The sequence below is a fragment of the Leisingera aquaemixtae genome, from assembly GCF_019801145.1.
GTDB lineage: Bacteria > Pseudomonadota > Alphaproteobacteria > Rhodobacterales > Rhodobacteraceae > Leisingera > Leisingera aquaemixtae_A.
Genome location: NZ_JAHVJQ010000006.1, coordinates 1 through 24,192 on the forward strand (window position 1 = coordinate 1; position 24,192 = coordinate 24,192).

24 protein-coding genes are annotated in these 24,192 nt (G+C 63.2%); 4 read left to right on the plus strand and 20 right to left on the minus strand.

Going from position 1 to position 24,192, the window contains the following annotated elements; all coding sequences use genetic code 11:
- Positions 1–842: bifunctional methylenetetrahydrofolate dehydrogenase/methenyltetrahydrofolate cyclohydrolase (locus KUW17_RS14980; RefSeq protein WP_222480531.1), on the plus strand; the 842-nt coding region annotated here is incomplete at its 5' end.
- Positions 843–933: 91 nt separating this feature from the next.
- Here the strand turns inward: KUW17_RS14980 and KUW17_RS14985 are convergent.
- The 4 genes from KUW17_RS14985 to KUW17_RS15000 form a co-directional block, all read right to left on the minus strand.
- Positions 934–1,341 (minus strand): PaaI family thioesterase, encoded by a 408-nt coding sequence (locus KUW17_RS14985; protein WP_222480533.1) that lies wholly within the window; start codon positions 1,339–1,341, stop codon positions 934–936.
- Positions 1,342–1,415: 74 nt separating this feature from the next.
- The gene (gene pdeM / locus KUW17_RS14990) at positions 1,416–2,066 is read right to left on the minus strand and encodes a ligase-associated DNA damage response endonuclease PdeM (RefSeq protein ID WP_222480535.1); all 651 of its coding nucleotides are present in this window, start codon (positions 2,064–2,066) and stop codon (positions 1,416–1,418) included.
- Between the two features lie 37 nt (positions 2,067–2,103).
- Positions 2,104–4,533, minus strand: a complete 2,430-nt coding sequence (locus KUW17_RS14995) for a ligase-associated DNA damage response DEXH box helicase (RefSeq protein WP_222480537.1) — start codon at positions 4,531–4,533, stop codon at positions 2,104–2,106.
- Positions 4,534–4,571: 38 nt separating this feature from the next.
- On the minus strand, positions 4,572–4,940 hold the full coding sequence (locus KUW17_RS15000; protein WP_222480539.1) for a winged helix-turn-helix transcriptional regulator: 369 nt from the start codon (positions 4,938–4,940) through the stop codon (positions 4,572–4,574).
- A 91-nt stretch (positions 4,941–5,031) separates the two neighbouring features.
- Here KUW17_RS15000 and KUW17_RS15005 point away from each other — a divergent pair, with 91 nt between their 5' ends.
- Entirely contained in the window at positions 5,032–5,802 is a 771-nt protein-coding gene (locus KUW17_RS15005; RefSeq protein ID WP_222480541.1) for a nuclear transport factor 2 family protein, read from the plus strand.
- A 44-nt stretch (positions 5,803–5,846) separates the two neighbouring features.
- Here the strand turns inward: KUW17_RS15005 and KUW17_RS15010 are convergent, their stop codons facing one another.
- The 13 genes from KUW17_RS15010 to KUW17_RS15070 form a co-directional block, all read right to left on the minus strand.
- On the minus strand, positions 5,847–7,154 hold the full coding sequence (locus tag KUW17_RS15010; RefSeq protein WP_222480543.1) for an ATPase: 1,308 nt from the start codon (positions 7,152–7,154) through the stop codon (positions 5,847–5,849).
- 167 nt (positions 7,155–7,321) lie between these two features.
- On the minus strand, positions 7,322–7,819 hold the full coding sequence (locus tag KUW17_RS15015; RefSeq protein WP_222480545.1) for a prepilin peptidase: 498 nt from the start codon (positions 7,817–7,819) through the stop codon (positions 7,322–7,324).
- A gap of 3 nt (positions 7,820–7,822) precedes the next feature.
- On the minus strand, positions 7,823–8,668 hold the full coding sequence (locus KUW17_RS15020; RefSeq protein WP_222480547.1) for a tetratricopeptide repeat protein: 846 nt from the start codon (positions 8,666–8,668) through the stop codon (positions 7,823–7,825).
- Between the two features lie 30 nt (positions 8,669–8,698).
- Positions 8,699–9,289, minus strand: a complete 591-nt coding sequence (locus tag KUW17_RS15025) for a tetratricopeptide repeat protein (protein WP_222480549.1) — start codon at positions 9,287–9,289, stop codon at positions 8,699–8,701.
- Positions 9,289–10,272 (minus strand): type II secretion system F family protein, encoded by a 984-nt coding sequence (locus KUW17_RS15030; RefSeq protein ID WP_222480551.1) that lies wholly within the window; start codon positions 10,270–10,272, stop codon positions 9,289–9,291. The genes KUW17_RS15025 and KUW17_RS15030 overlap by 1 nt, the downstream gene beginning before the upstream one ends.
- A 10-nt stretch (positions 10,273–10,282) precedes the next feature.
- Positions 10,283–11,251, minus strand: coding sequence for a type II secretion system F family protein (locus KUW17_RS15035; protein WP_222480553.1), 969 nt, complete (start codon positions 11,249–11,251; stop codon positions 10,283–10,285).
- Positions 11,251–12,690, minus strand: coding sequence for a CpaF family protein (locus tag KUW17_RS15040; RefSeq protein WP_222480555.1), 1,440 nt, complete (start codon positions 12,688–12,690; stop codon positions 11,251–11,253). Before KUW17_RS15040 ends, KUW17_RS15035 begins: the two co-directional genes overlap by 1 nt.
- Positions 12,691–12,714: 24 nt before the next feature.
- Entirely contained in the window at positions 12,715–13,944 is a 1,230-nt protein-coding gene (locus tag KUW17_RS15045) for a CpaE family protein (protein ID WP_222480557.1), read from the minus strand.
- Between the two features lie 153 nt (positions 13,945–14,097).
- Positions 14,098–14,727 (minus strand): OmpA family protein, encoded by a 630-nt coding sequence (locus KUW17_RS15050; protein ID WP_222480559.1) that lies wholly within the window; start codon positions 14,725–14,727, stop codon positions 14,098–14,100.
- 14 nt (positions 14,728–14,741) lie between these two features.
- Positions 14,742–16,148 (minus strand): type II and III secretion system protein family protein, encoded by a 1,407-nt coding sequence (locus tag KUW17_RS15055; RefSeq protein WP_222480561.1) that lies wholly within the window; start codon positions 16,146–16,148, stop codon positions 14,742–14,744.
- Between the two features lie 215 nt (positions 16,149–16,363).
- A complete protein-coding gene (cpaB, locus tag KUW17_RS15060) occupies positions 16,364–17,221 on the minus strand; it encodes a Flp pilus assembly protein CpaB (RefSeq protein WP_222480563.1) in 858 nt (285 codons plus the stop codon).
- A 113-nt stretch (positions 17,222–17,334) separates the two neighbouring features.
- A complete protein-coding gene (locus KUW17_RS15065; RefSeq protein WP_261397253.1) occupies positions 17,335–17,505 on the minus strand; it encodes a hypothetical protein in 171 nt (56 codons plus the stop codon).
- A gap of 112 nt (positions 17,506–17,617) precedes the next feature.
- Positions 17,618–17,827, minus strand: a complete 210-nt coding sequence (locus KUW17_RS15070; protein ID WP_222480566.1) for a Flp family type IVb pilin — start codon at positions 17,825–17,827, stop codon at positions 17,618–17,620.
- Positions 17,828–18,184: 357 nt separating this feature from the next.
- Between KUW17_RS15070 and KUW17_RS15075 the strand changes: the two genes are divergently transcribed.
- Both KUW17_RS15075 and KUW17_RS15080 read left to right on the plus strand, forming a co-directional pair.
- Complete coding sequence (locus KUW17_RS15075; protein ID WP_222480567.1) at positions 18,185–18,994, plus strand: lytic transglycosylase domain-containing protein; 810 nt, start codon at positions 18,185–18,187, stop codon at positions 18,992–18,994.
- Between the two features lie 135 nt (positions 18,995–19,129).
- On the plus strand, positions 19,130–19,606 hold the full coding sequence (locus KUW17_RS15080; RefSeq protein ID WP_222480570.1) for a hypothetical protein: 477 nt from the start codon (positions 19,130–19,132) through the stop codon (positions 19,604–19,606).
- 60 nt (positions 19,607–19,666) lie between these two features.
- Here the strand turns inward: KUW17_RS15080 and KUW17_RS15085 are convergent, their stop codons facing one another.
- The 3 genes from KUW17_RS15085 to topA form a co-directional block, all read right to left on the minus strand.
- A complete protein-coding gene (locus KUW17_RS15085; protein WP_222480572.1) occupies positions 19,667–20,293 on the minus strand; it encodes a CoA transferase subunit B in 627 nt (208 codons plus the stop codon).
- A gap of 3 nt (positions 20,294–20,296) precedes the next feature.
- Positions 20,297–21,001 carry a CoA transferase subunit A gene (locus KUW17_RS15090; protein WP_222480574.1) on the minus strand — a complete coding sequence of 235 codons (705 nt, stop codon included), beginning with the start codon at positions 20,999–21,001 and terminating at the stop codon, positions 20,297–20,299.
- A gap of 428 nt (positions 21,002–21,429) precedes the next feature.
- Positions 21,430–24,078 (minus strand): type I DNA topoisomerase, encoded by a 2,649-nt coding sequence (gene topA / locus KUW17_RS15095; RefSeq protein WP_222480576.1) that lies wholly within the window; start codon positions 24,076–24,078, stop codon positions 21,430–21,432.
- Between the last annotated feature and the right edge of the window lie 114 nt (positions 24,079–24,192).

The following is a 24,192-nucleotide window of genomic DNA, read 5'->3' on the forward strand; positions in this document are numbered from 1 at the left end:
GCCAGGTGGCCGAGCATGTGGCGCGGCTGAAAGAGGAACACGGCATCACCCCCGGCCTGGCGGTGGTGCTGGTGGGCGAGGACCCGGCGTCGCAAGTTTATGTGCGCTCCAAGGGCAAGAGCACCGTCGAAGTGGGCATGAACTCTTATGAGCACAAGCTGGACGCGGACACCTCCGAGGCCGACCTGCTGGCGCTGATCGGCAAGCTGAACAACGACCCGGCGGTCAACGGCATCCTGGTGCAGCTGCCGCTGCCGGGGCACATGAACGAAGAGCTGGTGATCAACTCGATCGCGCCGGAGAAGGACGTGGACGGCTTCCACATCTCCAACGTCGGCCTCCTGGGCACCGGCCAGAAGTCGATGGTGCCCTGCACGCCGCTGGGCTGCCTGATGATGCTGCGCGACCACCACGGCAGCCTCTCGGGCATGGACGCGGTTGTGATCGGCCGCTCCAACATCGTCGGCAAGCCGATGGCGCAGCTTCTGCTGGGCGACAGCTGCACCGTGACCATCGCGCATTCGCGCACCAAGGACCTGCCCGACGTGGTGCGCCGCGCCGACATCGTGGTCGCCGCCGTGGGCCGCCCGGAAATGGTGCCGGGCGACTGGATCAAGGAAGGCGCCACCGTCATCGACGTGGGCATCAACCGGATCGAGCGCGACGGTAAGAACGTGCTGGTGGGCGACGTCGACTTCGCCTCCGCCGCCGAGCGCGCCGGCGCCATCACCCCGGTGCCCGGCGGTGTCGGCCCGATGACCATCGCCTGCCTGCTGGCCAACACCGTCACCGCCTGCTGCCGGGCCCACAACCTGGCTGAGCCGGAAGGCCTCACCGCCTGAAGCGCGCCGCAGAACAGCAACGGCTGAAACTCACGCTCCCGCCGGACGCCTCCGGCGGGAGTATTTTTTTGAAAGATGAAAAAGGGCGGGGTTAAGCTGAGACGGGCACCATGGTGCCTTGCAGGAGGGCGACCAGCCTTTCCTCTTCGCCCGTCACCGCGTGGACCTCTGCCGTGACGATCACCAGGCGCCGGCCTGGTTTGATGACCTTGCCCGTTGCGCGCAGATAGTCGCCGGCGCCCGGGGCCAGCAGGTTGATCTTCATTTCCGCCGTCATCACTTCGCTGTCATCCGGCATCATCGTGAGCGCCGCATAGCCGGCCGCCGTGTCGCCGATCGCAAAGCTGAGGGCAGCATGGGCCACATCGTGCTGCTGGCGGCTGCCGGGCAGGACCGGGGCGGTGATTACCACTTCACCCGGTGCAACGCTTTCGATTTCGGCGCCCAGGGTCTGCATCATGCTTTGCCTGGCGAAACTGCTGCGGATTCGGTGGTCCATCACATGTGTCCTTCTGCTGCTGCAGGGCAGCATAAGGGAGACACGGCTGCCGTAGGGGTGTGACGCTACGCCACTTAGCGGGGCATTGGCACCGGCAGCGCCTGCGCACCGGTCAGGATCGCCAGCGCATCTCTTTCCATCAGCGCGGCAAGCGCGGGATCGGTGCTGCGCAGGCCGCCGGTATAGGTGCCGAAGGCAGGCAGGATCAGCCGCGACCGGTCCAGCAGGAAGCAGGGGCGGGAGGTACTGCGAACCCGCGCCTTGGGGTGGTAGTGGCCGGAGACCTCGGCCGTGGCGGAGGGATTTGCGATATGGCGGAAGGTGAGGGGGGAAAGATACAGCTCATCCATCTGTTCACCGCCCAGACCCGTAGGCGCCGGATCGTGGTTTCCGGTGATCCAGATCCAGCGGCGGTTCTGCGTCAAAGCGGCCAGCTGGGATTGCTCCGCATCCGGCAAAGCCCGCGAGGCGGCGTCATCGTCGAAACTGTCACCGAGGCAGACCACCGTCTCCGGCTGCAGAGCGGACACCAGGTCAGAAAGGCGGGCGAGCGTGTCGCGGGTCTCATAGGGCGGCAGGGCACTGCCGCCGCGCCGGGCGTGCCGTTCGGATTTGCCCAGGTGCAGGTCGGAGACGCAGAGCAGGCGCTGCGCGGTCCACCACAGCGCGCCGGAGCCAAGGGCGGTCAGGCGGGCGCCCGCGAGAGAGAAGTCATATCCGGTCATGGCTTGGGTTTATCGGTCACAGCCGGGCTGGCAAGACTTATTGCGGAAGCTTGTCCAGCCCTGATTGCTGCATCAGTGCCGCGGCCTCCTGCTGCAGCAGTTTCTCCTCTGCCGCGCCTTTGACCGGGACCTTGCCAACCTCCAGCAGCAAGGGCGCGGAGAGGGGGGAGATGCGCTCCAGCCGCCGCAGGGTGATGCAGCCGCGGGTCCGCTCCAGCATCTCCTCGATGCGGCCGAAATCCACCAGGCCGCGCATGGCTTCCTCGCGGGTGATGTCCATCAGCAGGTGATCAGGGTCGTATTTCCTGAGCGTGTCATAGAGGATGTCGGAGGAAAACGTCGCCTGCCGACGGTTCTTGTGTGCCCCCGGGGTGTTGCGTTGGATCAGGCCCGCGATGGTGGCCGCACCGCGGAAGGAGCGTTTCATCACCGCGTTGCCGGCAAGCCAGCCCTCCAGCCCGTCGCGCAGCGCATCCGGGTCGAACAAGGGGGCAGGGTCGGTGACCTCTTGCAGGCCCCAGATCAGGGTGGCGTAGTCGGTGGCGACAAAGCCCAGCGGATCCAGGCCTAGTTCCTCCATCCGTTTGGTGAGCAAAAGACCCAGTGTCTGCTGGGCGTTGCGGCCGGCAAAGCCGTAGATGCAGATATGCTCGCGGCTGTCGTGCGGGAAGCTTTCGATCAGCAGCCGCCCGGCGCGGGGGAGTTCGGAGACTTCCCGCTGCAGTTCCAGCCAGTTCGCGGTGTGGCGGGGCAGGGTGGGCCAGCTGTTCTGCTTGAACATCGCCAGGATGCGGGCGCTGAGCTGGGTGGAAGTGGCGAATTTGGTGCCGGAGAACACCGCGATCTTGGGTTTGCGCCCGGGGTTGCGGGTCACCTCGACTGTCATTTCGCGCAGGCCCTCGTAGCGCACGGTCTGGCCGCCGATCAGGAAGGTGTCGCCGGGGGTGAGGGTGGCGGCAAAGGCCTCCTCCACCTCGCCCAGCGGCTTGCCGCCGCGGCTGCGTTTCAGGCGGACCTTGATCAGGTCAGCGTCCTGGATGGTGCCCAGGTTCATGCGGATGCGCTGCGCCGCGCGCGGGTCGCGCAGCTGCCATTTGCCGTCCGGGCGCTGCAGCAGGCGCTGCCACTGATCATAGGCTTTCAGCGCATAGCCGCCGGTGGCGCAGAAGGTGAGGCAGGCGTCGAATGCGGCGCGGGTCAGGGTGGCATAGGCGCCGGCCCGGGTCATCTCAGCATAAAGTTCGTCTTCGTCGAAAGGACCGGCGCAGGCGGCAATCAGGATGTGCTGGCAGAGCACGTCGCGGGGGCCGGGGCCACGTGGGTCGCCATCCAGATCATTTTCGCGCACGGCCTCGAGCGCTGCGCGGCATTCGACCACCTCGAACCGGTTGGCAGGCACCAAGAGCGCCTTGGACGGCGCGTTATATCGGTGGTTGGCGCGGCCGATGCGCTGGACCAGGCGTTTCACGTTCTTCGGGGCGCCGATCTGGATCACCAGATCCACGTCGCCCCAGTCGATGCCGAGGTCCAGCGAGCCGGTGCAGACGATCGCGCGCAGCTCTCCCCGCACCATCGCCGCCTCCACCCGCTCGCGCTGAAACCGGTCGAGCGAGCCGTGGTGAATGCCGATCGGCAGAGCCTCGTCGTTGGCGAGCCAGAGGTTGTGAAAGAAGATTTCCGCCTGAGCGCGGGTGTTGTGGAAGATCAGCGTGGTCTTGTGGGCCTTGATCTGCTCCATCACGGCGGGGATTGCATAGGCCGCGCCACCGCCGGCCCAGGGCGGGGCCGCTTCGGTTTCCAGCATCCGGATGTCCGGCGCCGGGCCCGGATCGGCCAGCACGATATCGCAGGGGTCCGGGTGGCGGGCAAGGTAGCTGGCGATGGCCTGCGGGTCGTCCACCGTGGCCGAGAGCCCCACGCGGCGCAGGTCCGGGCAGAGCGTCTGCAGCCGCGCCAGCGCCAGCATCAGCTGGTCGCCGCGTTTGCTTTCGGCCAGCGCGTGGATCTCGTCCACCACCACCCGCCTGAGGCCCTTGAAGGTCCGCGCGGCGTCTTCGTAGGAGGTGAGCAGCGCCAGGCTTTCCGGCGTGGTCAGCAGGATATGCGGCGGGTCGGCGCGCTGGCGCCTCTTGCGGGAGGCGGGCGTGTCGCCGGTGCGGTCATCGATGCGGATGGGCAGACCGATCTCCTCAACCGGCGTGCGCAGGTTGCGTTTGATATCCGCGGCCAAGGCCTTGAGCGGAGAGATGTAGAGCGTGTGCAGCCCTTCGTGGGTCCCATCGTCCAGTTCCGCCAAGGTGGGCAGGAAACCTGCCATGGTCTTGCCGCCGCCGGTGGGGGCGATCAGCAGGGTGCAGGGCATCTCGGCTCGCTCCAGCATGGCGTGCTGATGCGGGTGGATGGTCCAGCCGCGGGCGGAGAACCAGTTCTCAATGGCCGCAGGCAAGGCGGGGGCGGTGTCACTCATCCTGTGAAATCTGGGAGGCTTTGCACCTTATTGCAATGTCATTTGCTGTCATAGGCGTTGCGGGAGTCCAGCACTTGCTGATGCCGACCGGCGGCCCAGATGGTCAGGGATTTCATGTGCTTCAGCAACTCCTGCCCTAAGGGGGTGAGTGCATAGGACACCGCCACCGGCGGGCCGGGATCGACGCTGCGGGTGATATAACCGTCACGCTCCAGCTTGCGCAGGTTCTCGGTCAGCACCCGCTGGGTCACGTCGCCGATGGTGCGCCGCAGGGCGCCGAACCGCAGCGCGCCGTCCTCCAGCACCAGCACGATCAGCATCTGCCACTTGCCTGTCACCTGCGACAGAACCTGCCGGATCGGGCAGTCCTCGGCCTGTTCCTTGGAGAGGGCGGTTACTGGAAGCATACCTGGTTCCTGAATAGTGCGTAATTGATATCTGGTGCAGAAAGAATACCACATTGGGATGTCACGACAATGCGATTCGAAAGGACATCCGATGAGTGCCAAGGAACTCGTTCTGAATGCCGTAGCGGCGATCTTCACTTCGTTTGACCCGGAGGCAGCGGAGCAGCTGCTGGCGCCGGGGTATATCCAGCACAATCCGGCAGTACCGACCGGGGCGGCGCCGATCATCGGGTTCATTCCGGCGCTGAAGGAGAGCGGCATCACGGTGGATGTGCACCGGGTGATTGCCGAGGGGGACATGGTGGTGCTGCACAGCACCTACGGCAATGCGCAGGCCTTTGGCGCCGAAACGCTGGTGGCCTTTGACGTGTTCCGGGTCGAGGACGGGAAGGTTGCCGAGCATTGGGACAACCTGCAGCCGCCCGCCGCACCGAACGCCTCCGGCCGCACCTTGACCGACGGAACGGCCGAGATCACGGATCTGGAAAAGACCGCGGAGAACAAGGCGCTGGTGCAGGGCTTTGTCGCCGACGTGCTGCACGGCAAGGCGCCGGAGAAGATCACCAGCTACGTCTCGACAGAGACCTACCTGCAGCACAACCCTAACATCGGCGACGGGCTGGAGGCCCTTGGCGGCATGATCCAGCATCTGGCGGAAACCGGCCAGGCGCTGGCCTACACCAGCACGCCGATTGTGGTGGCTGAGGGGAACTTTGTCTTTACCGCCTCCGAAGGCAGCCTGGGCGAAACACCGATGGCGTTCTTCGACCTGTTCCGGGTCGAGGACGGCAAGATCGTCGAGCACTGGGACACCGTTAGCCCGATCCCGGCAGAGATGGCGCACGACAACGGCAAGTTCTGACTGCTGTCAGCGAGAAGGGCGGGGATGACCCCGCCCTCTTTGCATCACTTCACGATGTGCTCGTCCTTGACGAACATGTTGGCCCAGGCCCGGTCGATCAGCTCCGGCGACATCTGGTAGGGGATGCCCTCGAACTCGCAGATGGAGATCATCTGGTCGATCAGGAACACCGGCTGGTAGTTGGCGTAGATGTTGTTGATCGTCGGGTATTTTTTCTTCAGCAGATGCACCAGTGCCGCCTCGTCCAGCGGCATGCCCTTCTTGCGGGCCACCATGGCAAAGATCTTGAGGAAGTTCTCCTGGTTTGGCCCGTCGATCTTGATCTTGAAGAAGATACGGCGCAGCGCCGCCTGGTCGAAGATCTCATTCGGGTGGAAGTTAGTGGAGAAGATCACCAGCGTGTCAAAGGGCACCTCGAATTTTTCGCCCGATTGCAGCGCCAGGATGTCCTTGCTTTCTTCCAGCGGAACAATCCAGCGGTTGACCAGGGACTGCGGCGGCTCTGCCTGACGGCCAAGGTCGTCGACGATGAAGATGCCGCCGGTGGATTTCAGCTGCAGCGGCGCCTGATACGTGCGCGCCGTGGGGTTGTAGACCAGATCCAGCATGTCCAGCGACAGCTCGCCGCCGGTGATCACGGTCGGGCGCTCGCACATCACGTAGCGTTCGTCAAAGCGGCGGCGGCGGCGCAGGGCGTTGGGGTCTTCCGGCTCCTGCTCGACCTCGGTGTGCACGATCGGGTCGAAGACCGTGATCACCTGGCCGGAATATTCAATGGCGCGCGGCACATAGACGTGATCCCCCAGCGCATCGCGGATGCCGTTGGAGATCGAGGACTTACCATTGCCCGGCGGGCCGTACATCAGGATTGAGCGGCCGGCGCTGACGGCGGGACCAAGATGGTCCAGCAGGCTGTCCGGCAGCACCAGATGCCCCATGGCGTTGGTCAGCTGGTCGCGGGTCACCTGAATGTTGCGGATCGACTGGCGCTTGACCTGCTCGCGGTAGACCGTCAGCGGCACCGGCATGGCGCCGAAGTATTCGGACTGACTGAGCGCGTCCTGAGCGCGTGACTTGCCCGCGTCGGTCAGCTGGTAGCCCATCTCATTGCCGCTGTTGGCGTTCAGCGTGCCGGTGGCTTCCAGCAGCCGCTGCTCGCGGGCCATGTCCACAAGCTCCTGGGTGACAGAAGAGGGCAGGCAGATGGCTTCGGCGATCTCGGTCACATTTTCCACGTTCTTGCGGAAAATGGTCTTGAGCAGAATATCCCGCATCATCACCAGCGGCAGTTGCATCTGTTCCAGCCCCTTGGGGGCGGGAGGGGCCACAACGGTGAGGTTTTGCATGTTCATGGCGGTGCCTGTCCCTGAAATCCACATCTGGCCCCGGCGCACGGGGCGGTTCTGGAAACAGACTATTCAGGACTGTGGCAACAGCGGGGCAGAGCTGCAGCATTTCCGCGGAGGAGGCAGGAAAACCGGCACAGGTCTAAGCAACCAGCGCCGCCGCGCCGGCTTCCTCAGCTGCCGAACATCGCTGCCAGGCCCAAGTAAAGCGCCAGGGTGGCGCCCAGGCACAGGCCCATGGGAAAGCTCTTGCCGGTTTCCCAGCTTTGCCACTGCGGGGCCAGTTGCCGCAGGGGCGTGTGCTTGGCGATCCGGTGGGCGGCAAATCCGGCCAGCAGGGTTGCGGCAAAGATGATCATCAGGAGCCGCAGGTCGCCAAGGGCGAAGAACGGCGCGGCGGCGCCAGCGAACTTGGCGTCGCCTGCACCGACCGCCCCGGCAGAGTAGAACAGGAATCCGAGACCGATGCCGACCGGAAGATGCAGCAGGTGCCAGCCGTAATCTGCCCAGCTTGGCATCACCAGCGCCCCGAGGACGACATAGATCACCGCCAGCAGATCAACGGCCCAGTTGGGGATGCGCATCCCGCGCAGATCAGTCAGCGCCACGGTATAGCAAAGCGGCAGCACAAAAGGCAGGAACCACTGGGCTGCATAGGCCGGGAATTGCATCGGTCAGCCGTTTTCCAGCGCTGCCAGAGACCGCGAGGCTTCTTCGAAGTGCTGCGGATGGGTTTCGATGGCTTCGCGCAGCAGGCCCTCGCCGGTCTTCACGTCACCCTGTTTGATCGCCGACAGTGCCAGCGTGTGCAGCAGCAAGGCGCGCTCAGTCTGTTCAAGCGGGATAACCGGCAGGGTGTAGTTGCGCTGCGCGCCGCGGGCCAGGACGAGGTTGTTCTTGGCGGTGAACAGGGTCTGGTCCTGCCGGATCGCCTCGCCGAACAGGCGCTCGGCACCGGCGAAATCGCCGCGGGTCAGCTTGGAATAGCCCCAGTTGTTCATCACCTTGGCCGGACGGGTGGTCAGCCCTACGGCGATCTCATAAAAGCTGTCAGCGCGTTTCCAGTCCTTGCCGGCGTCAGCCACCACGGCCTCCAGCCGGTAGCGCTCGTAGGTTTCATGGGTGGGAGGGACCTGATCCAGCTGTGTCTTGGCTGCTTCCCATTCGCCGCTGCGCACCAGAGCACCTGCCAGCTGGACACGGTCCTCGCTGGTTGCGCCTTTCATCGACACAACTTTCTTCCAGGCAGCGGTGCCTTCGGTGTTGCGTTTGGCGCGGATCAGGGAGTGCGCCAGGCCGCGGTGCAATTCGATCCGGTCCGGGCTGTTCTTGATCGTCCGCTGGAAATGCGCAACCGCCTCATTCGGGTCGGCCACGGACAGCATGACATCGTTGAGGTTGCTCTCGTCGATGACATTCACTTCCTGAAAGGCCCGTTCGACGGTGTCGTCTTTCTCTGCGCAGGCCGACAGGACCAGCGCCCCTGCCAGAGAAGCGAATAGGAAAAACTGCTGGCGCATTGGTGCGTCCCTTTTACTGCTCTGCCTCTGTCATGGTGCCTGGCGAATCAGGTAGCTGCCGCCGCCCTGCCGCACCAGTTTGTAGTCTTCTTGTTGAGGCTCACTATGCGCAGGATTTTCAAGTTTTGCGAGGGCCAGGCGCAAATTATCGCGGATTGCGTCACTTTCGCCATTGTCAAGCGCATAGGCGCGCTGGAGCACCTGAACCGCTTCGGCGGTTTTGCCGCGTTCCATCAGCGCCACGCCCAGGTTGTTCATCGGTTCCGGCCAGGCCGGATCGGCGTCCACCGCCCGGCGCAGCAGTTCCTCAGCCTGGCCCAGCCGCCTGAGGCCGAGTTTGGCGCTGCCCATTCCCGACAGCACCTCAGCCGTCAGGCCGTGGTCCAGCGCAGCCCGGGTGAAGGCCTCCAGCGCCAGCTCATGCTCGCCTGCGGCCATCAGCCTGTGGCCGACAACCAGGCTGTCTTCGGCCTGCTGGCGGTGATCCTCGCCAGGGGCCCAGGGACTGCCCTTGTCCTGTTTCAAACCGCTTGGCGCACATGCTGCCGCCAGCGCGAGGGCGCTGGCGGCAGCTGTCATCTGCAGCAGGCGGGCGCGGGGTGCCCGATGCGTCTTGGCCATTACTGGGGTCCTGAGTTGCCCATATTCATGACGCCCTGCACCGACGGACCAACAAGAATGATCAGCAACGGCGGAACTGTCAGCCCCATTGTGGCAAGTGTCATCTTCACCGGCAACTTGTTTGCGGCCTCTTCGGCGCGCATTACCCGCTTGTCACGCATTTCGGCGGCATAAACCCGCAGCGCGTCGGCGATCGAGGTGCCGAAGCTGGCGGATTGAATCATCACAGTCACGAAGGAGGAGATGTCCTGCACACCGCAGCGGGTCGCCATGTCGCGCAGCACCTTGTCCTTTTCCTTACCTGCTTTCATTTCATAGGCGACCATCTCGAATTCAGAAGCCAAATCTGGGAAGGAGGCATGGAGCTCCTTGGCCACGCGGACAATTGCCTGGTCCAGCGACTGGCCTGCCTCGACGCAGACCAGCATCATGTCCAGCGCATCGGGGAAGCCTTCGGTGAGCTTTTGCTTGCGCTCCTCGATCCGGCGGGTGATCCAGTATTTCGGAAGCATGTAGCCTGCGGCGCCCGGACCAATAATGCGGATTGCCATTTGCTGGCTGTCATAGTCGATGTCCGCGTTCAGCACGTAGACAAAGAACAACCCGCCCAGAAGGCCCAGAATGCCAAGAGCGAACTGGGCAAAATGGAACAGCCGTACTGAATCCTTGGAGTGATAGCCCGCCTGGCGCAGCTTCAGTTCCATTGCCGACAGCTCTTCCGCGTCCTGCGGTTCCAGAAAATTCGCGAACTTCTGCAGCTGTTCGTTGCGGCTGGACTGGCGCAGGCGCTCCTTTTTCGGGGTTTCCCGGGTGTCAGGCCTGATGTTCTTTTGCAGCTTTTTCAGCGGGTCCTCGCGCTGGTTCATCAGCAGCGGAATTGCCAGCAGGATCATGAACAATCCGGCAATGCCAAGCGCCAGGAGCGGGCCGAGCTCACCGAATTGAGACGTCAGGAAATCGTTTATTCCGGTAACAAAATCCACGGTCCACTCCTTAGACTTTGATGTTGGTCAGCATCCGCATGACGAACAGGTTGGCAGTCAGCATCAGGCCCACGGCGAAACAGGCGGGGATGAACCAGGGATGGTCCAGCACGTTGTCGTAATAGTTGGGGTCTTTGAGGAGGATCGCGACCAGGCAGAACAGCGGGAAGCCGGACAGGAATTTTCCTGACCATTGCGCTTCGGCGGTAATGGCCTTGACCCGGCGGAACAGGCGGAAGCGGGCGCGGATCACCTTGGCCAGGCCGGCCAGAACCTCGGCCAAGTTGCCGCCCGACTGCTGCTGGATGGTCACAGCCACTGCGAGGAAACGCATGTCCTGCATATCCAGCCGCTCCGCCATCTCCTTGAGCGCTTCGCCCACATCGCGGCCATAGGCGCACTCGTCGGCGATGATGCCGAATTCGGTTGCCAGCGGGTCCTCGACCTCATTGGCGACAATCTGAACGGCAGCGGTAAAGGGGTGGCCAACGCGCAGAGAGCGCACCATCAGTTCCACCGCGTCAGGCAGCTGTTCTTCGATCATCATCATCCGTTTGGAGGCTTTTTTGTTGACCCAGAAGAACACCGCGCCGACGCCGATGATAACGGAGCCCAGTACGCGGACCGGCAGCGGCGTCGATGTGCCGATGCTAAGCCCGATAAAGGCAATGGCGGCAAGACCGGCCATAATCAGAATCAGCTGTTTGGGGGAGAAGGCGATGGCGGCCTTCTGCGCCCGTTCCGACAGCAGGGAATACAGGGGAATTGACTGCGACTTGGTGTGCTGGCCCAGTTCCTTGCGCAGCTGTTCCAGCACTTGCTGGCGGTTGCTGCCCTTCTCCATCATCTCCAGCCGGCGGTTCACCTTGCTGTTGAGGCTGATGGATTTGCCGAAAACGAACAGGTACAGGCCTTCAATCAGGGCCAGAACCCCAAAGAAAATCGCACCATAGATAAGCGGTTCTGCACTCAGTTCCATTAGCGCGGCTCCATCACGGTGGGTTCGTAGATCGACGGCGGCAGGTCATAGCCCCAGAGGCGGAAGCGCTCGGAGAAGTGGCTGCGCACACCGGTGGCGGTGAAATGGCCGATGATCTTGTTGTCCGGGGTCAGGCCGACCCGCTGAAAGCGGAAGATTTCCTGCATTGAGATCACGTCGCCCTCCATGCCTGTGACCTCGGTGATCGAGGTCATGCGGCGGGAGCCGTCCTGCAGGCGGGAGGCCTGCACGATCAGGTTCACCGCCGAGGCGATCTGGCTGCGCACCGCCTTGATCGGCATTTCGATGCCCGCCATGGCGATCATGTTTTCCAAGCGCGAGATGCCGTCGCGGGCGGAGTTGGCGTGGATGGTGGTCATCGAGCCGTCGTGGCCGGTGTTCATGGCCTGCAGCATGTCGATCACTTCCTCACCGCGGGTCTCGCCGACGATGATGCGGTCGGGGCGCATCCGCAGGGCGTTCTTCAGACAGTCGCGGGGGCTGACCTCGCCTTTGCCCTCGACGTTGGGGGGGCGGCTTTCCATCCGGCCCACATGGGTCTGCTGCAACTGAAGCTCCGCGGTGTCCTCGATCGTCAGGATGCGCTCGGCGTTGTCGATGAAGGACGACAGCGCGTTCAAAGTGGTGGTTTTACCGGAACCGGTACCGCCGGAGACGATCACGTTGAGGCGGGTGGACACTGCGGCCTGCAGATAGGCGGCCATTTCCTCGGTAAAGGCGCCGAACTCCACCAGGTCGTCGATACCCAGCTTGTCTTTCTTGAACTTCCGGATCGAGACCAGAGAGCCGTCCACCGCAATCGGTGGCACCATCGCATTGAAGCGCGAGCCGTCAGCAAGGCGGGCGTCCACATAGGGGTTGGATTCATCGACCCGGCGTCCCACGGCAGAGACGATCTTGTCGATGATCCGCATCAGGTGCTTCTCATCCTTGAACGTGATGTCGGAGAGCTGCAGCTTGCCGCTGCGCTCGACAAAGACCTGATGCGGGCCATTGACCAGGATATCGCTGACCGTCTCGTCCTGCAGCAGGGTTTCCAGCGGTCCGAGGCCGGTGACTTCGTCATACAGCTCCTTGTTCAGCTGCTGCCGGTCCTCGCGGTTCAGGACAATGCTCTTTTCAGCCAGGATCTCCGTCGCGATATTGGCGATCTCGGAGCGCAATTCGGCCTCGCCCGCGCGTTCCAGGGCGGCAAGGTTCAGGTTCTCAAGAAGCTCGCGGTGCAGCTGGATCTTGATTTCGCTGAGCCGCTCCTTGCGCTTGCGCTCCTTGTCCGCAGGCTGCGCCTCGGCGGGCTTGCGCTGGACCGGGCGCCGCAGGCTGACGGCGGGTTTGGCAGCCGCGGCCGGTGCGGCGGCTGCCGGTTCCGGTGCTGGAGCAACCGGCTTCGCGGCCTGTTTCTTGTACTTGGAAAACATCAACTCACCCCCAATTCAAACCGCTCAGGCGGCTTCTGCTTCTCTGCGGCCCAGTTCGTGCAGCGAGGCTGCAAGCTTGGCGATTTCCTTGCGCAAGGGATTCTTCGCGGCCGACACGGCCAGCGGCAGGCCGTGGTCGCAGCTCTGCAGGATCTGCTTGCCGCCATCGGGCAATTGCAGGTCGATCGAGATGCCCAGCGATTCCGCCATCCGCTTGACGCGGCTCTTGCCGGTCAGATCGGTGAACTTCGGGGCCCGGTTCAGCGCAAAGCGCAGCTTTTCGAACGGCAGATCCTCGGACTGCAGCGCCCGCTTCAGCCGCAGCGCGTTCTGAGCGGACCGCATGTCCAGTTCGATCAGCGCGAAATAGACATGCGCCATGTTCAGCACGGTCTCGGTCCATTGCACCAGCGTATGCGGCATGTCGATGACCACGAAGTCGAAGTGGCTGCGGGCCAGCCCGATCACCCTGGAAATGTCTTCGGGGGACAGCAGGTCCAGCGGCACCATCTCTGACGGCGCGGTAAGGACCTGCAGCTTTTCCTGGAAGGGCAGCAAAGCCTGGCCAAACAGGTCTTCGTCCATGTTCTCGGATTCGCTGAGCATTTCCATCACCACCTCGCGGCGGGGCAGGTCGAGGTAGGTCGCGACCGACCCGGACTGCAAGTCCAGATCCAGCAGGCAGACGCTGGGCTCTTCCCGTTCGCTGAGCGCCGCAAGCTCCCAGGCGAGGTTGACTGCCATGTTGGTGGAGCCGGTGCCGCCGGCGAGCCCGTGGCAGACGATAACTGCGCCTTCGCGCTGGCTGCCGGATTGCAGCTGGTGCGTGTTCTGCGGTGCTGCGGGGGCGGGGGCCTGCAAGCGTTCGATCGCTGCCTGCAGTTCCTGCTCCGGAAGCGGGTAGGGGACGAATTCATCCGCGCCCTGGCGCAGCAGCGTATGCAGCGCTGCCGGGGTCACATCTTCGGCGATCAGAATAACCTTGATGCCCCGGGCCTTGGCCTGGGTGATGACTTCACCCATCAGCGGCAGGTCGTCTTCGTCGGCGCTGTCGATGGCCAGGGCCACAAACTGCAACGGTTCCGACTCGGCCTGGCTGAAGAAGGCCAGCGCCTCGGCAAAACCCAGATCGCCCCAGGCCTCGCCCAGCGCGGCTTCCATGTCTTCGATCAGAAGGTCGAAATTCTGCACGTCGCGGCTGATCGTGCAGGCAACAATCGCAGGTGTTTCTGTTTGCGGCATACCGCTGCTCATCGCCATCATCCTTGTTCACTTGGGCGGACCGGGCCATGGGCACAGTCCGCCTCTTGGAAACAATGTCGGTGGCAATCTAGGCGATATTGGGGCCAAAAATCCCCAAATATGGGGAATTGTTACTACTTCGTAACCGCTGTATGCGGCTGCGGCTTAGTCCAGAGTGCGCTCCAGCGATTTCTGCTCGGTCAGAGTGGTGGCCGGCACCGCGCTTTCCAGATATTCGCGATAAATGATCTTGGCGTACTTCCCGTCCAGCACCGTCGGGTGGCGCTTCAGGAAGCCGCTTACCTCTGTGACAGTACGGCGGTTGCGGCGCTCGCGTTCCGGTGTCGGGATCAGCGGCTGTGTTTCGCCATGAGAGATCACGGCCTCCAGGCGGCTGCGGCTGATGCCGCGCGACACCAGATAGTTCACCGCCGCGCGGGCACGGCGCATGCCGAGGGCTTTGTTGTAGGCATTGCTGCCGACAGCGTCGGTGTGGCCAAAGACACGGAACCGCACCTCGGGGAACTGCCTGATCCAGTGCGCCTGCTGATCCAGCACTGTGCGGGCTGTCTGATCCAGACGTGCGCTGTCGAAGTCGAAGTTGATTGTTGTGGGCACTTCCTTGGCAAACCGGCTCGCCAGCTGGATGGCAAAGCTGCGCTCGCCGCTCATTACTGCGGCGTTATTAAAAGTGGCATCGCCAAAATTGCCCCTGCGGTTCAGTTCACTACCCGCCTCGTGCTCGCAGGCAGCCGCGGTCAGGACAAGGCCAAGAATTGCAGCGGTTCTGATCATCTGTGCCACTCCTATCAGTCCAGCACGTAGCCGTACGAGCCGTTGAAATCCTGCTTGGCCACCTCAGCTGCGGGGCCGTTCTTTGTGCGGGACGTGCGCCCGAACAGGAACAGGTCCTTCTCGCTGGGCGGTGCCACCCTGTCGGTGGGCAGGGTCAGCGCTTCGCCGCGGGTCGGGGTGACGAGATGGGCGCTGATGATGATCACCAGTTCCGTCTGCTCGCGCTGATAGTCAGCGCTGCGGAACAGCGCACCCAGCACCGGCACATCGCCCAGCCAGGGCAGCTGCGAGGAATTGTCGAGGAACTCGTCGCGGATCAGGCCGGCAATGGCAAAGCTTTCGCCGTCACGCATTTCCACGGTGGTGGAGGTCTCGCGGCGAGTGAAGGCGTCAATGGTCAGGCCGCTCAGCTCCAGCGAGTTGGACGGGTCAATGGCCGACACCGCAGCGTTCAGTTCCAGATTGATCAGATCGCCGTCGACCACCCGCGGGATGAAGTTCAGCTCGATCCCGAAAGGCTTGAATTCGATGGTGATCACGCCATCTTCCTGCGCCACCGGCACCGGGTATTCGCCGCCGGCCAGGAATTTGGCCTCTTGCCCAGAGAGGGCAGACAGGTTGGGTTCGGCCAGGGTGCGGACGACGCCTTTCTGCTCCAGCGCTTCCAGCAGCAGGCTGACCTGGACGGAGCCTGCGTTGAAGCCAAACAGGAAGGCGCCGGTGTTCTCGTTGGCGGCGGGGATGTTGCCGGCCAGCGAGTTGGCCAGCGAGCCAGAGGTGTTCAGTGTATTGTAGCCGCCGGTGCGGCCGTTGCCGGTTCCGCCGTTGAAGCCCAGCGAGGCGCTCAGCGATTTCGAGACCGAGCGCTGCATTTCGGCAAAGCGGACCTTGAGCATCACCTGCTGCACGCCGCCGACCGACATCAGGTTGCTGACCCGCTCCGGCGCGTAGCGCTCTGCCAGGTCCAAGGCCCGTTGCAGCCTGGCGGAGCTGGAGACGGTGCCGGACAGCACGATACCGTCATTGGCGGTGCGCACTTCGATTTTCTCATTGGGCAGGATCTGGCGCAGGCGCTGCTTGAATTCGGTGACATCAGCGGCAACCCGGACATCAACGTTGGTGATCAGCCGGCCGGAGCCGTCGAGCAGCGTCAGCGTGGTCAGACCCGGCGATTTGCCCAACACGTAGATGGTGCGGTCGGACAGGGATGAAATATCCGCTATGCTGGGATTGGCGATGCTGAGCTCCGCAAAAGGTGTTTCGCTCTCCACCACCACAGCGCGGTTCATGGGCACATCCAGCGTCGCCGCTGTGCCCTTTTTCACCACCCGCAAAGATTGTGCCGATGCCCCATCAGCATTCGGTATGCTAAAAAGCGAGAGCCCCACCAGGGCCGCCGCCACGAACCGTCGAATTGCCATGTGACCTGCCTTTCCGATCACGCCTCAATACCCGGGTCTTTTTGCCCGCTCTTGTCCGCACTGTGGTGCAGTTCCCGAATTATTGCAAGAATCAATGGCTTCGGAGCTGTTCCTGGAGCGCTGCAATTGTGGGGCCTTGGCAACACGCAAATCAGCCGCCCTTCGTTTTGAAGGTGCGGCTGATCCAGGTAACAGGCTGTGCTGGAATGGAAAATCTAGTTTGTGCAGGGGATCGGAATTGTCACAACTTCGGCGCCGCGGCGGGTGCGAATTGTACAGACTTTTTCCTTTTCCACCTCCTGAGGCGCTTCCAGGGCGCCCAGGCCAAGCAGCTTGCGCTGGTCCACTTCGACGAAGGAGGCGATGGTGTCGTCGCCGGCGCCGACCAGAGCCAGTGACAGCCGCCCGGTGCTTTGCGCCTGGGCCAGGGCGGCGACCTGCTCAGGGCGCACTGCCACGGTGACGGTGCGTGCGATGATGGCTCCATTGATATCGCCGCCAGCGCTTTGATCCACCGCCACCAATTCAACGTTGGTATCAATCAGCCGGGTCGCTTCTCCGCTCGTGCCGCCGGCACCCGGCATCATGCCGGTCCAGTAGACATCCACCTTGTCGCCGGGCCGCAGAAACCCGGAAACACCGGAAGAGACGTCGACCTTGATTGCAAAGGCGCGCATCCCGCGCTGAAGTCGCGAAGTGATGCCGGCATCCTCGCCGGGGGCGGTAAGCTTGACCGCCATGAGAGCTTCATTTGTTTCCATTGCGCGCAGCACAACACGAAGCTTGTCGCCGGCGTGCGGTGGGAACAGTTCATCGGCAGAGGTGAATGCGCCTTCGGGAATGGCATTTTCCGGCCAGCGCACGGCACGCACCGCATCCTTGGTGAGACGCTCGCCGTATTTCAGCGCCTTGGTGGCGACGTACACTTCCACCGTCGGCACGGCCTCTGCACGGGCGGCGCGTTCGCGCGCCAGTTCATCCTGGTAGGCTGAAATATAATTCTTGGCCATCAAGACGGCACCGCCAGCAAGGGCGACACCGACAATCAGCACAAGTCCAAAAACTGCACGCATTGTGTTACCTCCATGGCTGCCAGCCGCATCCGCACGGGGGCTTTGGCGGGCAGATACATACTAGGCGCCGCGGCGGGTATTCCTGCTATGCAGGGCGCTGCAGCGCGGCGGGATTATCCGACGGTGATCGAAGCAAGGTAGCTGCCAACCCGTTCGGCCAGGTCCCCGGTTCCGTCTGTGACGGCTAGGGTGCCTGCAGCGACGAGGCCGACGACAACAGCGGTCAGAACCACCCAGTCGACGGTTACGGCGCCATCCTCGCTTGTGCGGAATCTCTTTAACAACGGCATCACGGAACCCTTTGTCGCTAAGATTTCAGCATGAAGGCCGCGTCCCGGTTTCAGGACGCGGCCCCCGCTCATTCAGACTGTATAAGTCACAGTCGCTGACTTATGCTTACGGGGTGCTGCCGCCGCTAACACCGGCGGTGCCCGGCGAGGATGCGGCGATGTAAGCGCCGGTATCAGCGGCCAGGCTGGAGGAGTTGGATTCGATCGCGGTGTACACGACGCCGGCCAGAGCACACACGGCTGCGGTCAGAACAACCCAGTCAACGGTCACCGCGCCGGATTCGTCTTTGCGGAAGTTTTTGAAGAATTTGATCATGGTTTGGTCCCTCCAAAGGATCTCAGAATTTGCAACATCCCGCCTTCTCGCCAGGGTCTGCTCTCTCACCTGCTTGACCACTGTCCGGCTTGGATGAGTACATATAGCCAGTGCAGCGTGGCAGGATTTGGGCTGAATTCCGGAAAACAGCGCCCAATTTTTACTTTTCGGCAATATTCCGTATAAGGCGCAGAAAACGCAGTATTAATTTTTTGTTATCAAGCCGCCTTCAGTGGTATTTTGGCGCCAGTCCGGGGCAAATAAGGCGGTTACGCCAGATTCCGGGGCGGGAATGCTGGATATTGGGGGCCAAGTTTTTCAGTCTGGGGCAAACAGAAACCACAGGCAGGCAAGGCAATGTCTTTCCGCAAAGCAGTCTTGGCGCTGGCAGCTTGTGCATTGCCGCTGGCTGCAGCGGGGCAGGAGGCGCAGCCCCGGCCGTTTCCGCAGTTTGAGGCAAAGCGCATCAAGCCTCCGGCGCCCGGCACAGGCAAACGCATTACCATTCAGATTGAGCCGGAACTGGAAGAGGCGCCAGCGCCAGCCGTGCCAGCCGCGTCCGCCAGTGCCGAGGAGGTGCCCCGCGGGCGCTACGGCTGGTTCTGGGACAAAGTTGCTCCTGGTATTGAGGGCGCGGGCCCAGGGCGCCTTGATGATGCAATGCAAGCGCTGAGCGGGGCAAAAGGGCTGGGGGCACCGAGGCTGCAGCTGATGCAGGACATCGTGCAAGAGCGCGGAGTGCAGATCCTTACCGAAAGCGTTGGCACCGAGGTCTCGCCGGCCCTGGTCCTGGCGGTGATTGCGGTGGAATCGGCCGGCAAAGCCGATGCTGTCAGCCCGGCAGGGGCGCAGGGGCTGATGCAGCTAATGCCGGATACTGCCGCCCGGTTCGGAGTGACAGACGCGTTGGAGGCAAAGCAGAACATTGCCGGCGGGGTTAAGTATCTCAACTGGCTGATGGGCGAGTTCGGCGGCGACCCCATTCTGGTGCTGGCGGGCTATAACGCCGGCGAGGGGGCTGTCCGCGCCCATAAGGGAGTGCCGCCCTTTGCCGAGACCCGGGACTACGTACCCAAGGTGCTGGCCGCCTACCGGGTGGCGCGCGGCATGTGCAAGACACCGCCTCTGCTCCTGTCCGATGGCTGCGTCTTCCAGATGCGGAACTAGCACCGCCGCCAGTGGGCGCCTTACGTTGCGTATTTTTAGAAAATTGCAATTAAGGGTTGCGAACGCCCCCCGCTTTGCCTGAATGGGCTGATTTCTGAGGCGTATTTTCAGACATCAATTCATTGGAGGCAGGTATTGAATTTAAGTGTTGATCCGTGGGCGGCGGTCGCGGGTGCACAGGGGCTGGCGGGCAATGCCGCCCTGATCGGCTCAATTGCAATGATCGGTCTTTTCGGGCGGCTTGTTTTTGTTGCCCTCGCGCCGGCTGTGGCCAGGTCCAACCCGTTCCGGAATTTCTCCGGCGCGGGGTTCATCCTGCTGGCGGCGGCACTGTTTGCAGGCGGGCTTTATGCCTCCGGCAATATGAGCAAGGCGGCGGTGCTGTTCAAAAGGCACCTGGCAGATCCGGTTATCGTGACCTGGCTGGGCCGGGACAGCTGCGATCCGGCAGACGGCAGCTATTGCGTGGTGGTGTTCGAGAACGGCGAAGAAAAGATCGTCAACTGGTATAACAAGCGGGTGTACATGTGGGAGATCGTCAATCCGCCGGAAGGGGCGGTATGGCACACAATGCGGCCCCGCGCCCGGCCCGGCCCAGGCGCAAGGCGCTGAACGGCAAAAGGCCCGCCTGGTTGAGGCGGGCCCCCGTATAATGCCAGTCCGGTTCGGGTATTACCCGACGATGGTCGCCTCGGTCGCGCTGCGCAGCTCGTCCTCGCTGACGCCATCGGCCAGCGCAACAATCTTCAGGCCGCCCTCCACGACGTCCAGCACACCCAGGTTGGTGATGATGCGGTCAACCACGCCCTTGCCGGTCAGCGGCAGGGTGCATTCCTTCAGCACCTTGCTGTCGCCATGTTTGTTGGTGTGGTCCATCACCACGATCACGCGGCCGACGCCTGCCACCAGGTCCATGGCGCCGCCCATGCCCTTGACCAGCTTGCCGGGGATCATCCAGTTCGCCAGGTCGCCGTTTTCAGCCACCTCCATCGCGCCCAGGATCGCCGCCGCGATCTTGCCGCCGCGGATCATGCCGAAGGAGGTCGCGCTGTCGAAGTATGAGGTGCGCGCCAGCTCGGTGATGGTCTGCTTGCCCGCGTTGATCAGGTCCGGATCCTCTTCGCCCTCATAGGGGAAGGGGCCCATGCCCAGCATGCCGTTCTCCGACTGCAGGGTGATGTCCTTGTCGCCCACGTAGTTCGCCACCAGCGTCGGAATCCCGATGCCGAGGTTCACATACATGCCGTCTTCCAGCTCCTGCGCGGCGCGCTCGGCCATTTGGTTGCGGTCCCAAGCCATGGTTCAAGCCTCCTCACGCTTGCGGGTGGTGCGCTGCTCGATGCGCTTCTCGTGCTCGCCCTGGATCAGGCGGTGCACGTAGATGCCGGGCAGGTGGATCTGGTCGGGGTCCAGCTCGCCGCGGGGCACGATTTCCTCCACTTCCGCCACGCAGATCTTGCCGCACATGGCGGCGGGCGGGTTGAAGTTGCGCGCGGTCTTGCGGAAGATCAGGTTGCCGGTGTCATCTGCCTTCCAGGCCTTCACGATGGAGAGATCGGCAAAGATGCCTTCCTCCAGAATGTAGGTCTCGCCGTTGAAATCCTTGTGTTCCTTGCCTTCGGCAATCACGGTGCCGACGCCGGTCTTGGTGTAGAAGCCCGGGATGCCGCAGCCGCCGGCGCGCATGCGCTCGGCCAGGGTGCCTTGGGGGTTGAATTCCAGCTCCAGCTCACCCGACAGGTACTGGCGCATGAATTCCGCGTTCTCGCCCACGTAGGAAGAGATCATTTTCTTCACCTGCTTGGTCTGCAGCAGGATGCCGATACCGAAGTCGTCGACGCCGGCATTGTTGGAGGCAAACGTCAGGTCCTTGGTGCCCGCGTCCTTGATTGCCTGCAGAAGCAGTTCGGGGATGCCGCAGAGGCCGAAGCCCCCCGCGGCGATCAGCATGCCGTCATGAAGCAGCCCGTCGAGCGCTTCGGCGGCGTTGGCGTAAACCTTTTTCATGGAGTTCTCCCAACAACTACCGTTTGACTGTGGTTCTGACGCCGGGGAGGGCGCGAGTCAACGATACGGAGGAAACTGCGTATTTCTACGGAGCGGCCCGGGACCGGGGACGGGCTCCCGCGCCTTACCTGCGCCCAGCCTTCGGCAGCTGTGCAGTCAGGCTTGGGCGTGGCGCCGCTGCGCGGCGCAAGGGGGATTGGCTGAGAAGCCGTTTGCGGGCAGCCATGCCATTCAACGGCATCTGCCAATGTGAACCTGTTCTGCACCGCGTCAAGGGCAAGCCGCTCGCGTGGCGGCTACGCCGCCCTTGAACCGCTGCAGCCCGCAAAGGGGCTGATGAGCGGCTCGCGCCGCGCTAGCGGCGCCGGGCCCAACGGGGAGGGCGCATTTCAATGCGCCCGGAGTCGGCGGGAGCACCCCGCCTGCGGTCACTCCTTGGCGGCAGCTTTCTTCGGCGCGGCCTTTTTCTTGGCTGCGGGCTTTTTCGCCGCGGCTTTCTTCTTGCCACCTTTGGAAGATTTCTCGGCAATCAGCTGCATCGCCATCTCCATGGTCACGTCCTTGGGTTCCACGTCCTTGGGCAGGGTGGCGTTCACCTTTTCCCATTTGACATAAGGCCCGTAACGCCCGTCCATGATATTGATGGCGCCGCCGCTCTCCGGGTGTTCGCCCAGCTCCTTCAGCGGCTTGGCGGCGGCCCGGCTGCCGCGGCGGCCCGGATTGGCGCGCTTCTCCGCCAGCATCTCCACCGCCCGGTTCATGCCGATCTCGAAGACGTCCAGGGTTTCCTTGAGGTTCACGTAGACGGGCTTTTCCTCGTCGGGCAGCTGGTGCGCGATATAGGGTCCGAACCGTCCCAGGTTAGACTGGATGGCCCCGCCGTCCGGGTGCTGGCCGATTTCACGCGGCAGGGTCAAGAGGGTCAGCGCCTGCTCCAGGGTAATCTCATTCGGTCCCCAGCCGGGCAGGAAGTCCTTGCCCTGCTTGGGCAGCGACGAGCGCGGCGGCTTCTTGTTCTCGGGGGTGGCTTCACCGCGCTGGACATAAGGCCCGAAGCGGCCGGATTTCAGGTGGATCTCGTCGCCGTCGTCCTCGCCCAGAATACGCTCATAGCCTTCGGCGCCTTCACCGGAAATCGGGCGGGTGTAATTGCATTCGGGATAATTGCCGCAGCCGACAAAACCGCCGGTGCGCGAGGTCTTGAGATGCAGCTGGCCTGCGCCGCACTTCGGGCAGGTGCGCGGATCGGTGCCATCCTCGCGCGGCGGGTAGAGCTGAGGCGCAAGGGCGTCGTCCAGCACGTCCAGCACCTCGGTGATCCGCAGATCGGAGGTCTCGGCAATGGCGGCAGAGAAGTCGCGCCAGAACTTGCCCAGCAGATCCTTGTAGTTGCGGGCACCTGCGCTCACGTCGTCCAGTTCTTCCTCCAGATCGGCGGTGAACTCATAACCGACGTATTTGCGGAAGAAGTTCAGCAGGAAGATGGTGACGATCCGGCCCTTGTCCTCCGGGAACAGGCGGTTCTTTTCCTTGCGGACGTATTCGCGGTCCTGGATCGTGGTAATTACAGATGCATAGGTCGAGGGGCGGCCGATGCCCAGCTCTTCCATCCGCTTGACCAGGGTCGCCTCGGTATAGCGCGGCGGAGGCTGGGTGTGGTGCTGCAGCGCCAACACGGCGCCGTCCTCGGAAAGAACCGACGCGTCCTTGCCCGCCTTGTCCGCCTGTGCCGCCAAGGAGGATGCGAATTTCAGCGCCTCTCCCTGCATGATCTGCGGTAGGCGCTTGTCGTCCTCATCCGCCACATCGTCGCGGCCTTCCTCATAAACCCGCATGAAGCCGTCAAACAGCACGACCTGGCCGGTTGCGCGCAGCACAACCTGCTGGTCGGCAGAGCCGATATCGACGGTGGTGCGCTCCAGCCGGGCGCCTTCCATCTGGCAGGACAGGGTCCGTTTCCAGATCAGGTCATAAAGCTTACGCTGATCGTCGTCCGAGACCTTCAGGCTGGCGGCATCGCGGCTCATGTCGGTGGGACGGATACACTCGTGCGCTTCCTGGGCGTTCTTCGCCTTGTTCTTGTAGATCCGCGGCGAGGACGGCACGTATTCGGCGCCATAGCGCTTCTCGATCTCGGCGCGGGCTTCCTGCACGGCCTCGGGGGCCATGTCGATGCCGTCGGTCCGCATATAGGTGATGAGACCCGCTTCATACAGGCGCTGGGCCGCGTTCATGGTCTGGCGCGCGCCCATGCCGAACTTGCGGCTGGCTTCCTGCTGCAGCGTCGAGGTCATGAAGGGGGCAGAGGGGTTGCGGGCCGCGGGCTTGGCCTCGACCGACAGCACCGACAGCTTGCGCGAGGCCACCGCCTGCACCGCCATTTCGGCAGAGGTCGAGTTCTTGAGGCTGTATTTGTCGAGCTTGTCGCCGCCCATGACGGTCAGGCGGGCTTCGAACTCCTGGCCGCGGGGCGTTGCCAGGCTGGCGCGCACCGACCAGTATTCTTGCGCGTTGAAGGCCTCGATCTCCATCTCGCGCTCGACGATCAGGCGCAGGCAGACGGATTGCACGCGGCCCGCCGAGCGCGCGCCCGGCAGCTTGCGCCATAGCACCGGCGACAGGTTGAAGCCCACCAGATAATCCAGCGCGCGGCGGGCCAGGTAGGCCTCGACCAGCGGCATGTCGACCTGGCGCGGGTTCTGCATCGCCTCGGTCACCGCTTCCTTGGTGATCGCGTTGAAGGTCACCCGGCTGACGGCGGTGTCCTTCTTGATCGAGCGCCGTTTGGTCAGCGCCTCCTGCAGGTGCCAGCTGATCGCCTCTCCCTCGCGGTCGGGGTCGGTGGCGAGAATCAGCGCATTGTCGTCTTTCAGCGCGTCGGCAATGGCCTTCACATGCTTGCGGGAATCGTTGGCGACCTCCCAGGTCATGCCGAAATCGTCATCGGGATCGACCGAACCGTCCTTGGCGGGCAGGTCGCGCACATGCCCGTAAGACGCCAGAACCGTATAGTCGGAGCCAAGATATTTGTTGATTGTTTTTGCTTTGGCCGGGGATTCGACAACTACTACTGGCATAAATTCTGATACCTCTTCGGACCGCTTTGGCGGGTTCTATGGCGGGGCAAGATGTGGGGCGCAAGGGGGGATTGTCAATCCGGGCGCAATGGACGCGGCGGGAAAAGGCACCAA

Coding starts and splice junctions, on each gene's coding strand:
- KUW17_RS14985 (WP_222480533.1), bottom strand. CDS start 1,341: ATGGACCACCGAATCCGCAGCAGTTTCGCCAGGCAAAGCATGATGCAG.
- pdeM (WP_222480535.1), bottom strand. CDS start 2,066: ATGACCGGATATGACTTCTCTCTCGCGGGCGCCCGCCTGACCGCCCTT.
- KUW17_RS14995 (WP_222480537.1), bottom strand. CDS start 4,533: ATGAGTGACACCGCCCCCGCCTTGCCTGCGGCCATTGAGAACTGGTTC.
- KUW17_RS15000 (WP_222480539.1), bottom strand. CDS start 4,940: ATGCTTCCAGTAACCGCCCTCTCCAAGGAACAGGCCGAGGACTGCCCG.
- KUW17_RS15005 (WP_222480541.1), top strand. CDS start 5,032: ATGAGTGCCAAGGAACTCGTTCTGAATGCCGTAGCGGCGATCTTCACT.
- KUW17_RS15010 (WP_222480543.1), bottom strand. CDS start 7,154: ATGAACATGCAAAACCTCACCGTTGTGGCCCCTCCCGCCCCCAAGGGG.
- KUW17_RS15015 (WP_222480545.1), bottom strand. CDS start 7,819: ATGCAATTCCCGGCCTATGCAGCCCAGTGGTTCCTGCCTTTTGTGCTG.
- KUW17_RS15020 (WP_222480547.1), bottom strand. CDS start 8,668: ATGCGCCAGCAGTTTTTCCTATTCGCTTCTCTGGCAGGGGCGCTGGTC.
- KUW17_RS15025 (WP_222480549.1), bottom strand. CDS start 9,289: ATGGCCAAGACGCATCGGGCACCCCGCGCCCGCCTGCTGCAGATGACA.
- KUW17_RS15035 (WP_222480553.1), bottom strand. CDS start 11,251: ATGGAACTGAGTGCAGAACCGCTTATCTATGGTGCGATTTTCTTTGGG.
- KUW17_RS15040 (WP_222480555.1), bottom strand. CDS start 12,690: ATGTTTTCCAAGTACAAGAAACAGGCCGCGAAGCCGGTTGCTCCAGCA.
- KUW17_RS15045 (WP_222480557.1), bottom strand. CDS start 13,944: ATGAGCAGCGGTATGCCGCAAACAGAAACACCTGCGATTGTTGCCTGC.
- KUW17_RS15050 (WP_222480559.1), bottom strand. CDS start 14,727: ATGATCAGAACCGCTGCAATTCTTGGCCTTGTCCTGACCGCGGCTGCC.
- KUW17_RS15055 (WP_222480561.1), bottom strand. CDS start 16,148: ATGGCAATTCGACGGTTCGTGGCGGCGGCCCTGGTGGGGCTCTCGCTT.
- cpaB (WP_222480563.1), bottom strand. CDS start 17,221: ATGCGTGCAGTTTTTGGACTTGTGCTGATTGTCGGTGTCGCCCTTGCT.
- KUW17_RS15070 (WP_222480566.1), bottom strand. CDS start 17,827: ATGATCAAATTCTTCAAAAACTTCCGCAAAGACGAATCCGGCGCGGTG.
- KUW17_RS15075 (WP_222480567.1), top strand. CDS start 18,185: ATGTCTTTCCGCAAAGCAGTCTTGGCGCTGGCAGCTTGTGCATTGCCG.
- KUW17_RS15085 (WP_222480572.1), bottom strand. CDS start 20,293: ATGGCTTGGGACCGCAACCAAATGGCCGAGCGCGCCGCGCAGGAGCTG.
- KUW17_RS15090 (WP_222480574.1), bottom strand. CDS start 21,001: ATGAAAAAGGTTTACGCCAACGCCGCCGAAGCGCTCGACGGGCTGCTT.
- topA (WP_222480576.1), bottom strand. CDS start 24,078: ATGCCAGTAGTAGTTGTCGAATCCCCGGCCAAAGCAAAAACAATCAAC.